10 protein-coding genes are annotated in these 12,165 nt (G+C 46.4%); 7 read left to right on the top strand and 3 right to left on the bottom strand.

What is annotated here, in order from left to right:
* The first annotated feature begins 323 nt into the window (after positions 1-323).
* The 6 genes from licT to ACR0P9_RS02405 all read left to right on the top strand — a co-directional run bounded on the left by licT (position 324) and on the right by ACR0P9_RS02405 (position 8,073).
* On the top strand, positions 324-1,169 hold the full coding sequence (licT, locus tag ACR0P9_RS02380) for a BglG family transcription antiterminator LicT (protein WP_432617249.1): 846 nt from the start codon (positions 324-326) through the stop codon (positions 1,167-1,169).
* 187 nt (positions 1,170-1,356) lie between these two features.
* Positions 1,357-3,543: a glucose PTS transporter subunit IIA gene (locus ACR0P9_RS02385; RefSeq protein WP_432617250.1), complete on the top strand. Its 2,187-nt coding sequence runs from the start codon at positions 1,357-1,359 to the stop codon at positions 3,541-3,543.
* A 269-nt stretch (positions 3,544-3,812) separates the two neighbouring features.
* Complete coding sequence (locus ACR0P9_RS02390) at positions 3,813-4,886, top strand: DNA-methyltransferase (protein ID WP_432617251.1); 1,074 nt, start codon at positions 3,813-3,815, stop codon at positions 4,884-4,886.
* A gap of 6 nt (positions 4,887-4,892) precedes the next feature.
* Positions 4,893-5,729, top strand: a complete 837-nt coding sequence (locus ACR0P9_RS02395; protein WP_432617252.1) for a NotI family restriction endonuclease — start codon at positions 4,893-4,895, stop codon at positions 5,727-5,729.
* A gap of 50 nt (positions 5,730-5,779) precedes the next feature.
* A complete protein-coding gene (locus tag ACR0P9_RS02400) occupies positions 5,780-6,625 on the top strand; it encodes an aldo/keto reductase (RefSeq protein ID WP_432617253.1) in 846 nt (281 codons plus the stop codon).
* A gap of 164 nt (positions 6,626-6,789) precedes the next feature.
* Complete coding sequence (locus ACR0P9_RS02405; protein ID WP_432617254.1) at positions 6,790-8,073, top strand: MFS transporter; 1,284 nt, start codon at positions 6,790-6,792, stop codon at positions 8,071-8,073.
* A 63-nt stretch (positions 8,074-8,136) separates the two neighbouring features.
* On the opposite strand, the gene ACR0P9_RS02410 is transcribed toward ACR0P9_RS02405, so the two are convergent.
* Entirely contained in the window at positions 8,137-8,526 is a 390-nt protein-coding gene (locus ACR0P9_RS02410; RefSeq protein WP_432617255.1) for a hypothetical protein, read from the bottom strand.
* 163 nt (positions 8,527-8,689) lie between these two features.
* Here ACR0P9_RS02410 and ACR0P9_RS02415 point away from each other — a divergent pair, with 163 nt between their 5' ends.
* On the top strand, positions 8,690-9,541 hold the full coding sequence (locus ACR0P9_RS02415) for a DegV family protein (RefSeq protein ID WP_432617256.1): 852 nt from the start codon (positions 8,690-8,692) through the stop codon (positions 9,539-9,541).
* Positions 9,542-9,585: 44 nt separating this feature from the next.
* Here ACR0P9_RS02415 and udp read toward each other — a convergent pair whose 3' ends face one another.
* Both udp and ACR0P9_RS02425 read right to left on the bottom strand, forming a co-directional pair.
* Positions 9,586-10,368 carry a uridine phosphorylase gene (gene udp, locus ACR0P9_RS02420; RefSeq protein ID WP_432617257.1) on the bottom strand — a complete coding sequence of 261 codons (783 nt, stop codon included), beginning with the start codon at positions 10,366-10,368 and terminating at the stop codon, positions 9,586-9,588.
* A 36-nt stretch (positions 10,369-10,404) separates the two neighbouring features.
* Positions 10,405-11,502 (bottom strand): glycerol dehydrogenase, encoded by a 1,098-nt coding sequence (locus ACR0P9_RS02425; protein WP_432617258.1) that lies wholly within the window; start codon positions 11,500-11,502, stop codon positions 10,405-10,407.
* Positions 11,503-12,165: the final 663 nt, after the last annotated feature.

The raw sequence follows: 12,165 nt of genomic DNA on the forward strand, positions 1-12,165 counted from the left end.
TATGATTTCAAATGAAATAAAACAAAACAGAGCCGCGCTTTCGCCAGATGACTTTCCCGCCCGTGGGAACAGAACAAGGTGAGAAAGCCGGACCTGTTTTGCCTCTGCCAAAAAAGAAGAAAATATGAAAAAACTGTGAATATTTTCTTGACATGCTCTGAAAAACATGTTACTATTTATACAACGTAAACGGAATCGTTGGAATGTTACCGGTCAGGCGGGCGTAACCAACTCTGTACAGCGCGAGATCTATCGTATTAAAGAGGATTGCTGTGTAGAGGTGGTTTATTTTTTTGTCTGATTGGCGAAGAAGGGGCAGAGGTATGAAAGTAAAAAAGGTTTTTAACAATAATATCCTCTGCGCAGTCGACGAAGAAGGAAATGAAGTCATTGTTACCGGAAAAGGTCTTGGCTTCCAAAAGCATACCGGCGAAACCATTGACGAGAACAAAATCGAAAAAACCTATCGCATGGTGGATAAGCAGGAACAGCGCAAGCTGCGTGAGCTGGTGCAGCAAATTCCGATGGAGGATTTATTGTTGACAGAACAGCTGATTGCTGAGATTAAACAGCACATCACGCAGCCACTCAATGAGTCACTGCTCATTACGCTGACCGACCATATCAGCTTTGCGATGCAGCGCAAGCAGCAGGGGATTGAATTTACCAATCCGCTGGCGGGCTCGATTATGTGCTACTATCCGACGGAGTATCAGATGGGATGCCGTTGCTTGGATATTATCAAACAAAAAACAGGCATCGAGCTGAATGCGGATGAAGCGTCATTTATCGCGCTGCATATCGTCAATGCCGAGCTGAATACGCACATGTCGGAGATGTATGACATCACCAAATTGATTGATGGATGCATTGATGTCGTAGAAGCGTATTATCACAAGCAATTTGACAGACAGGCACTGGATTTCAGTCGGTTTGTCGTGCATCTGCGATATTTTGCCAAGCGGATTTTTCAGGGCAAGACCCTGCCGGACAACAGCGATGAAAATGACATCAATTTTCGCCAGATGATTGCTTACAGCTGTAAAAAGCATTATCAGTGCGCACAGCGCATTGCAGATTATCTAAAAAATACGTGGGACAAAACCTTGTCCGACGAAGAACTGGTGTATCTTACGATTCACCTCAAGCGCATCAATATGGGCGCATAACAAGAGAAGATCAAAATCCGATTCGGATTTGGGATCGTTACCTAATTTGGGCGAAACCCATACGAGTCTTACAAAACACATACCGACACGATTGGTATGTCTTTGTGAGATTGGTATGGGTTTTTATATTTTCGGGACATACTGATAGTATGTATCACAAAAAGCCAAACAAAGAGGAGGAGATCTTATGAAAGAAAAAAAGAGCAGTGTCGTATTTGCCACTGCCCAGCAGATTGGTAAATCATTGTTCTTGCCAATCGCCGTTCTTCCGTTTGCGGGAATTCTGCTGGGTATCGGCAGTTCGTTCACAAATGAGACAACCATTGCTACCTATGGTCTGAGTGGCATTCTGCATCCGGGTACGCTGCTGTATTCGATTATGCTCATGCTCAACTATGCGGGCAATGCCATTTTCAGCAACTTGGCGTTGATTTTTGCGCTGGCAGTTGCTCTTGGTATGGCGAAGAAGGAAAAGGGCGTTGCAGTTCTGTCGGCAGGCATTTTCTATCTCATCATGCTGACGACAATCAATGTATTATTGACGTTAAATGGCTCTATTGTCGATGGACAAATCGCAGAAGGTGTCAAGGAAGGCGCAATTGCGAATGTTCTAGGCATTCAAACCTTACAGATGGGCGTATTCGGCGGTATTATTGCTGGTTTGATTACCGCTGTGCTGTGCAACAAGTTCTATAAGACACAGCTGCCGGATGCGCTGTCTTTCTTCGCTGGCACGCGCTTCGTTCCGATTGTCAGCATGGTCTTTGCGATTATCACCGGTGCGATTCTGTTTGTTGTATGGCCGATCATTCAGGACGGCATTTATGCGCTGGGCGGTCTGGTTCAGGCTTCCGGTTACTTCGGAACCTTCCTGTATGGCTGCATTGAGCGTGCGCTGATTCCGTTTGGTCTGCATCATATCTTCTATATGCCGTTCTGGCAGACCGGCGTTGGCGGCACCGCTGTTATCGACGGCGTAACCGTTATGGGTGCACAGAACATCTTCTTTGCTGAGCTGGCATCCCCGAACACGGTCAAGTTCTCTGTAGACGCGTGCCGTTTCCTGACTGGTAAGTATCCGTTTATGATGGGCGGTCTGCCGGGCGCTGCACTGGCTATGTATGTTTGCGCTCGTCCGGAGAAGAAGAAGGAAGCTGGTTCCCTGCTGTTCTCCGTTGCCTTGACTGCATTCCTGACCGGCGTTACTGAGCCGATCGAGTTCACGTTCCTGTTCCTTGCTCCGGCACTGTTTGCCGTACACGTTGTACTGGCTGGCGCATCGTTCGCGATTTGCCACATCCTGCAAATCTGCATCGGTACTACATTCTCGGATGGTCTGATTGACTTTATTCTGTACGGCGTTCTGCCGGGTCAGGCAAAATCCAACTGGATGATGCTGATTCCTGTTATTATTGTTTACTTTATTCTGTACTTCTTTATTTTCCGCTTCTTCATCCTGAAATGGAATCTGAAGACGCCGGGTCGTGAAGAGGACGGCGAAGAAGTGAAGATGATGACCAAGGACGAATACCGTAAGGCTACCGGCATCGGCGTTGCAGGCGGCAAGGATGCAAACATTGATCCGAAGGCTGTTAACGTTCTGAAGGGCATCGGCGGTTCTGCCAATGTCACAGAGATTGACTGCTGCGCAACACGTCTGCGTCTGACCTTGGTAGACAGCGATAAGGTCAATCAGCCGCTGCTCAAGGCAACCGGTGCATCCGGTGTTGTCATCAAGGGCAATGCGATTCAGGTTATCTATGGTCCGTCTGTAACGATTGTTAAGTCCAATCTGGAAGAACTGGTAGAACAGATTCGTGCCGGTGCTGTTTCTGAAGCTGCTCTGATGGGCGAGCCGGAACGGCAGCCGCAGGAAGAAAAGAAGCCTGAGCCGAAGCCGGAACCGGCTGGCGCGGCAAAGTCTTGGGTACTCGGCGCGCATCTGAATGGTACGGTTGTACCGATGGATCAGGTGAAGGATGAAGTATTTGCGTCCGGTGCACTCGGCGATGGCGTTGCCATTGAGCCGACCGAAGGCAAGCTGTATGCTCCGGCTGACTGCACGGTTGTCAATATCTTTGAGACCAAGCACGCGATTGGCTTGTCTGTCGATGATGATGTCGAACTGCTGCTGCATATCGGCATTGATACCGTCAAGATGGGCGGCAAGGGCTTTGAAGCGCATGTCAAGGAAGGCCAGACCGTCAAGAAGGGCGATCTGCTCGTTTCCTTCGATATGGATGCCATCAAGGCAGCTGGCTACCTGTGCACCACACCGATGATCGTCTGCAACACAGATGATTACAAGGAGATCAAGGCAGTCGCTTCCGGTACCGTCAAGGCATCGCAGGATCTGCTAGAGATCAAAAACTAAGTTTTTTGCAGGGAATTTCCCTGTGAAGATAAATCCCCCCTATTCTTTATTTATCTATTCTATTTCCAACCGCACCCGCTTTCTGATAACAGAGGGCGGGTGCTGTGCTTTAGCATCTATAAGATATAAAAGATAATGCAAGATGAGCGAGAGTGGACAGGACAAGCAATAAAATTTTGTTATCAATCGCATTGAGATTTGTTTGGCGATGTGATATTCTTATAATAAGATTTTACACCCATTCGATATATCTAATGGAGAAACAAACAATGAACAGTGATGTTAAAAAGTATATAGAGAACAACAGCATAAATCCGCTATTTCTTGTAGGAGATTCATTTGAGGTATTAAGAAGTATTCCTGATAATACTATTGACTGCTGTATCACAAGTCCACCTTACTGGAACAAGAGGCAGTATGCTAATGGTGGTATAGGACTAGAAAAAGACTATAGAAAATACATATCTTCTTTAATTGCGATTTTCATGGAAGTTTATCGTATATTAAAACCAACGGGTTCGTTTTGGTTAAATATAGGCGACAGTTATAAAAACAAAAATCTACTCAATATTCCATGGAGAGTTGCGATCGAGCTAACCGATAACGGGTGGATTTTACGTAATACAATCATATGGAATAAAGTTAAAGGAGGATTAGATAATTCAACTGACAAGTTGCGCAATACCTATGAACCACTTTTCCATTTTGTGAAACAAAGTAAAGGTTACTACTATGATATTGATTGCATTAGAAATTCGCCGAAATCAACAAAAGTTGTGAATGGTGCAGTTGTATCTGCAACAGGGGTTTCGGGGGTAAGGTATAAGCGTAAAATTGAATTGTCAACAGAACTGACAGAAGAACAGAAAGCAAACGCCTATGCTGAATTAGAAAAAATTCTTAAACAAGTTCAAAGTGGAGAAGTTTCTGATTTTAGAATGGTTATCAGAGGTGCACAACGCACAACGCATTCAGATTCAGAAAAGGTTTCTGGTAGGGCTAAAGAATTACATGAAAAAGGTTTTTATTTCCTAAAATATAACTCTAAGGGAAGTAAGCCGGGTGATATTTGGGACATAATACCAGAAGATACGCAAGGGCGTAAAGTTCATTTTGCACCATATCCGGAAGATTTGTGTAAAACACCCATTATTTTAACATGTCCTCCGTCAGGGATAGTCCTTGATCCTTTTGTTGGGACAGGCACCTCATGCTTTGTTGCTAAACAATTTAGACGAAAATCTATTGGTATTGATATTGCAAATGAATATATTGATATTGCAAGAAAACGTTGTGGATGTTTAGGCAATGAACAGAGTTCATTGCCTGTGACGGAGGATTAAGTAAATATGAGTAAAGTTAAAGAACTTTTTGGATTATACTGTAATGATGTAGCAGATTTTACATTAGCTTTAGAAACTCAAATATGTCCCTATTCGCATAAAAAGTGCTATAAAACGAGAAAAAGCGATTCAAATACTGCGATAGGAACCTGTACTGTTTCTTATCAAGATAATAATATTATTATCTGTCCGAACAGATTACTTGCAAACAATCAAGTCTTTATTGATTGTTTGCATCTTCTGACACTTCATGAACCGGGAAACGAATTGTATGTTATTCCTGAAGTCGCAATTCCAGGTGGAAATGTTGATTATTTTTTAGTTTCAGCCAAAGACGGAAAAGTAAAGGATTTCATTGGTATCGAATTTCAGACTATGGATACAACAGGAACCGTATGGCCTGAACGTCAAAGGCTACTTAAAGAACATGGCTTTGATGTTGACGTTGCTGATATAGATAATCCGCGCAAGTTTGGTATGAACTGGAAAATGACAGCCAAAACTATTTTGATTCAAATGCATCATAAGTCCGAGACATTTGAAAATTTAAATAAGCACCTTGTGTTGATTATCCAAAAGCCCTTTTTCAGCTATATTAATAAACAATTTTCTTTCGCTCATATAAAAGGAGCGAGAGTAGGTGACCCGGTTCACATTCATTCGTATGATTTGAAAGAAAAAGATAATCACCTGAAATTATCTCTTGATACACGTGTAAGCACTGATTCAAATGGAATTGCTGAAAGTTTAGGGCTTAACGCGCAAGCGAAAGTCGAACTTGCTGATATAATTGTAACTCTTGAGCAAAAGTTAAGCGATGAATATAGACTTTCCATTGTATAAGTCTAATGTGCTATACTAAACCTAGCAACAAACAACAGGAGGGAACGTCCATGAATTTACAGACACGTATTCCGATTTCCAACGGAACATCCATTCCGTGTGTGGGCTTCGGCACATGGAAAACACCAAATGAAGAAGCAGAAAAGTCCGTCGCAGAGGCTCTGCGCGTCGGCTATCGCCACATTGATACGGCGACAGCTTACGGCAACGAGGCTGGTGTCGGCAAGGCGATTGCAGAATCCGGTATTGCGCGTGAAGACATTTTCCTGACCAGTAAGCTGTGGAACCCGCATCAGGGCTATCAGAGCACGCTGGATGCGTTTGCGCGTTCGCTGGAAAAGCTCCAGACCGATTATCTGGATTTGTATCTGATTCACTGGCCGCATGACCGCAAGTATTTCGACAACTGGGAAGAAATGAATGTGGAGACTTGGCGCGCCTTTGAAAAGCTGTACGGCGAAGGCAAGATCAAAGCCATCGGCGTCAGCAACTTCCGCCCGCGTCATATTGAGAATCTGACCAAGCATTGCGAGATCGCACCGATGGTCGATCAGATTGAAATTCATCCGGGTATGCCGCAGGATGACATGATTGCATACTGCCGCGAACATAATATGGTCGTTGAGGGCTGGAGCCCGATGTCTACCGGACGCATTTTCTCTGTTCCGGAAGTGCAGGAGCTGGCAAAGAAGTACGGCAAGACCGTCGCTCAGGTCGTTCTGCGCTGGCATGTACAGCGCGGTGTTATTCCGCTTCCAAAGTCGGTAACACCGTCCAGAATTGCAGAAAACAGCCAGATTTTTGATTTTTCTCTCGAAGAAGCAGATATGAAAATCATCGGCGATTTGCAGGGCTGCGGCTGGTCGAAACTTGACCCAGACAATTTGATTTATTAAAAAAGAATGCCCACTTTTCTGATGACCAGAGGAGTGGGCATTTTACCGGAAAATCGCAAGAATCTATACAGGAATAACGGCGGAATGCGGATTGACGGAAGTCTTGCCTGCGTCTATACTCTATATTTGTACGAAGAAACAGAGAATAGAAATGGAGTATAGATATGGTAACGAGACTTGAACGCCGCGTGTGTCCCCATGCGGTGTCCGGCAAGATGTTTTGGCTGTGTGCCATCACCTATATCATCGCATTGTTTGGCAGAATGAGCTATTCTGCCGTGATGGTTGCCCTGATTGCCAATGGCAGTATGGACGAAGCACAGGCGGGACTCATCGGTACAGCATTGTTTGTCGTGTACGGTGTGTCACAGATTTTCAGCGGCTTGATCGGTGACCGCATCAGCTCGAAAAAGATGATTTTTGTGGGTTTGATTGGTTCGGGTATTTTGAATCTTATCATGGGACTCACTGGACAATATGCAGTGATGCTAGTCGTATGGGCACTCAATGGACTGTTTCAGTCTACGATGTGGTCGCCGATTGCGCGCATCTTTGCCGAACAGATGCCGCCGGATGAGCGCAAAAAATGCTGCAATAACATCGCGGTGACCTATCCGCTGGCGACAATTCTCGCCTATGTGTTGGCAACCGTTCTGCTGACGGTTTGGAATTGGCGCGGTGTATTCTTGCTGGCAGGTGCGATGATTGTGATTACCGGCATTCATTGGATGATTCGCATGAGCTGGTTTGAAAAACAGATCGAAACCAGTGAGGAAATCGAAGTCATTGAGCTGCAGCCGAAACAAACGCAGAAAAAGGAAAATATGCTGCGTCTGCTGCTGATTTCCGGCATTGTGCTGGCAACCGTTCCGGCTATGACGCACGGTATGCTGCGCGATGGCATTCAGACTTGGCTGCCGACATTGATGACGCAGAATTTCCATTTCGGCACATCGGCATCGGTTGCTCTGGATATTATCATTCCGGTATTTAATATGCTCGGCGTCTTTTTCACCAAGGCACTGCCGAAAAAGTGGACGGAGAACGAGCTGAAAGCCTCCGCTGCTTTCTTCGCTGTCACCATTGTGTCGCTGTTTGCGCTGGATTGGGTGTGCAATGTCAGTGCGGTGCTGTCGCTGATTTTATTGACGGTAGCGAGCACCTGCATGACGGGTGCCAATATCATGCTGATTAACTTGATTCCGGTACATTTTGGCGTGGTGGGACGCGCTTCGTCTGTGACGGGTGTTTTGAATTGCTCGGCTTATGTCGGCTCCGCCATTTCCAGCTTTGGTGTCGGCGCAGTGGCACAGAATTTCGGCTGGGGCGCGGCGATTGCGGTTTGGATTGGCTTTTCGCTGCTCGCGCTGCTGGCATCATTGGTCAGCTGCGGACGCTGGGGCGCGTATGAACATCGCTTGGATAATCGAGAGACAGCAAAACAGTAAGATAAAAAATAGGTTTTCTCTGAGAAAAAAGAGAAAACCTATTTTTGTTATGTATCATATGATTTATACGTCAATTTCAAACTCTTGAAGATATTTTTTCAGCTTGCGCAAAACGGCGTTTGCTGTGCGCACATGCTGCTGTCCCTGCTGGCGCATGTCGAGAGACATCGCTTCGTTGTCAAGAATGTCATTGATGGCATTGCGCTGGCTTTTGATTAAATCATAGATGGGGAGCAGCGCATTGGGACGGAATTCCGTCTGTCCGGTGAGCAGCTGATCTTGCATATGACCCAGCCGCTGTGCGTAAGCATCCAGCTCTTTGCAGTCGGCCTCGGAAAGCTCATTGGTTTGTGTGTCGTGGTCAACATTCTCTATTTCGATTTGCAGGGCGGAAATGCAGAATTCGATTTCCTGCGGTGTCAGATGTAAAGTCGGTTTTTCGGTGTTCGTCATAGTATCAACTCCTTTATGAACCCATAGTAACAGAAATTGCGCGTACAGGCAAGCAGATCCGGAAGTTGTTTACAGAATGTTTGAGATACTTGACAAAAAACGGTGGATATGTAATACTATAACATATGGTTATCAAAACTATTTTTATCGTGAGGAATGTGTCATGAAGAAAAACAAGACAGTGGTTCTCGTTGATTCTGGCTGCGATGTCCCGCAGTCTTTGATTCAGAAATACAACATCAAGGTACTCCGTCTGCGCGTATCGTATGAAAATGAGCACTATATGGACAGCGTTGCGCTGGCATATGATGTGTACAAGCGTTTTCCGGAGGAAATTCCGCATACCTCTACACCGGTGATGCAGGATTATTATGACATGGTCGAGGAGATCAAAGAGGAAGGCTATGAAAATGTCATCGGTATCTTTATCTCCAGCAAACTGAGCAGTACCTGCCATACGGCACATCTGGTTTTTGAAGAACATCCGGAACTCAACTCGTTTATTTTGGATTCCAAAAATATTTCGATTGGTTCGGGTCTGCTGGCCATTTGGGCGGCACAGCAGGTGAGCAAAAATGTTCCGTTTGAGGAAATTTGCGCCAAGCTGAGCGGGAAGGTCAAGGATTCCAAGGTGTTCTTTTATATGGACACGCTGGAGTATTTGCGCAAGGGCGGCCGCATCGGCGGCGTTGCCTCGGTTGCAGGCAGTCTGCTCAAGATTAAGCCGATTATTTCGTGCAATGAAGAAGGCTCGTACTATACCGTGGAAAAGATCCGCGGCGCAAAGGCAGCCAAGGAAAAGCTGCTGCATCATGTAGAAGCCTTTTGCAACGACAGACCAGCTATGCTGGCACTGATGAATGGCGGTGCGCCGGAAGAGGCCGCTGCAATCAAACCGCTTTTGAAAAAGACCATCAAGCAGGGCAAAATTGTAGCAGAAGATCAGATCACTGCTACACTGGCAATCAATACCGGTCCGGGACTGGTTGGCATTGGCATTTTGGTCGATCCGTAACACAGAGCAAGCGAAAAGGCAGGAGCAAACGCTCCTGCCTTTTGTCATGCTTGTTTTTGTTTGTCAGAGGCAATGAGCAGCCGCAGCGCTTCGACGGCGGTCTGCACGCATTGCGTGGTATCGTGTACTTGAATATCTTCCAGCCCCATGGCGCGGCGGGTTTGATTGCCGAGCACGAGCAAAATCGTTCCGACACGCACGCGGCGCACCGCACCGACAATAAACAGTGTCGCGGATTCCATTTCACTCGCCAGCGCACCACAACCGAGCCAAGCTTTCCATTTTTGCTCCAGCTTTGCGGAGACCGGCATGTTTTCCGGCTCATGCTGCCCGTAAAACGAGTCTTTGCACTGGACAACACCAGTGTGAAAGCGCAGTCCTGCTTGTGAAGCTGCTTGATGCAGAGCTTGCACGACATCGAAATGCGGCGTGGCCGGATACTCAATCGGTGCATATTCTGAACCGGTGCCGTCCATGCGGATGGCGCCGGTCGCGATGACCAAATCGCCGCCCAACACATCCGGCTGCATACCGCCAGATGTGCCGACACGGATAAAGGTATCGGCACCGCAGTGCACCAGCTCTTCCAAGGCGATGGCTGCCGATGGGCCGCCGATGCCGGTCGAGCACACACTGACGGGAACACCGTCCAATGTGCCGGTATACGTAGTGAATTCGCGATTGGATGCGATTTTTACCGGATTGTCAAACAGAGCTGCAATTTTTTCGCATCGTCCGGGATCGCCGGGCAGAATCACATATCTGCCGACATCTCCTGTCTTGATTTTCAGGTGAAATTCCCTGTCTGGACTGTAAGCCGTTGCCATGATATTCCCTCCTGTCTGACAAAAGAGCAGAGAAGATTATGCCTTGAATGCTGTGCCGATCTTGTCTGCTTCCATGATTGCCGCATATACTTCGTCTGCGGTGATGTCCTTGCGCAGGTTCTTAGTGGACTGCGTTGGAACAACAGCAGCTTCTGCTACCTTGCGGATTTCCTCTTCCTTGACATCGGTGATGCCCAGATCAGCCAGCGTCATCGGCAGACCAACCAGCTTCATAAACGACAGAACTTCGTTCATTTCTTCTTCGGAAGCGTGCTCCAGAACCAGCTGAGCGATGGTGCCGAAGGCAACCTTTTCACCGTGATACATGCCGTGTGCCTGCGGAACATAGGCAAAACCATCGTTGATGGCATGGGCTGCTGCCAGACCGCCGCTCTCAAAGCCGACGCCGGACAGATAAATGCAAGCCTCAACGACATTTTCCAGTGCATCATTGGACTGCTTAGCTTCCAGTGCTTCCAGCGCACCGGCGCCGTCACGAATCAGGATGTCATAGCACAGCTTGGACATCATCAGAGCAGTGTTGGAGCACTGACCGCGTGCCATGGTCTTGACGCCGGATGCCTTGCAGGCACGAGCTTCAAACCAAGTAGCCAGCGCATCGCCCATGCCAGCTACGAGCAGACGCTTCGGAGACTGTGCGATAACTGCGGTGTCAACCAGAACGAGATCCGGATTACGCTTCATCATCAGAGCCTTGATGACAACGCCTTCGTCGTTGTAGATAACCGCAACGCCGCTGCACGGGGAGTCGTTGGATGCAACGGTTGGGATGATAACCAGCTGGTAGCCGCCAAGATTGGTGACAACAGCCTTTGCGGTGTCAATGACCTTGCCGCCGCCGACACCGATGACAACATCACAGTTATTCTCGGTTACGACATCCATCACGCGGGTGATTTCTGCCTTGGTGCACTCACCGTTAAACTCGCAGAACACAACTTCCTTTTCTACCGACTTCAGGCTTTCTTCGATCTGTGCGCCGACGCGCTTCTTGTTGTTCGGGGAGCAGAGGACGAGGAACTTTTCACCCATTTTCTTGACGTTTTTGCCGAGATTTGCCAGCTCGCCATTGCCCTGCATGTAGCGCGCAGGGGATTTGATACCATAAGACATATTATATGGACTCCTTTCCATGTGAACGAGTGCTGATTATAATCAGCAGTTACCCGTATCTTTACCTCAAGTGTACCAAAATCAGATAGCTTTGTAAAGCAGAAGACGATAGTGGAATATTGGTTTTTTCTTTATGCGTATGAGGCAAATTGTTTTTCCACATTCTGTTGAAAAAACGAAGATTGGGGAGATTCCATCGAAATCGAGATTTTATGGCATGGATTCCTGTCGAAACGGCATCGGGACAAAAAATACATACGAGAATACTTTTTATAAAAAGTGACATAGAAAAGACAAGATTTTGCTGTTTTTTGAGGGAGAAATAAAACGAAGAAATCATGCAATATGAAAAAATAACAGAAAAAACAAAGAAATCGTGCTTTGTCGCTCGTGAAAAAATAAACAAAGAAGCGCCGACGATTCGACAATGAATACAAAATAAGATTGTGCGAAAAAATAGGAGAATTTTTAGATAATAGCAATTTATCTGATAAAATCGCGAAAAGCGTGTACGAGAACGCAAGAAAAAAGAAAAAAGAAGCGACAGATTGTACAAAGATGCACGGGACAAAAAATCAAAACCATGTGAGCAAAAATAAAAATAGAAGAACGAAAATACCAAATAATACAAAGAAATGACGATAATTTACCATGAAAGACAGA

The organism is Butyricicoccus sp. (assembly GCF_050872565.1).
GTDB lineage: Bacteria > Bacillota > Clostridia > Oscillospirales > Butyricicoccaceae > Butyricicoccus_A.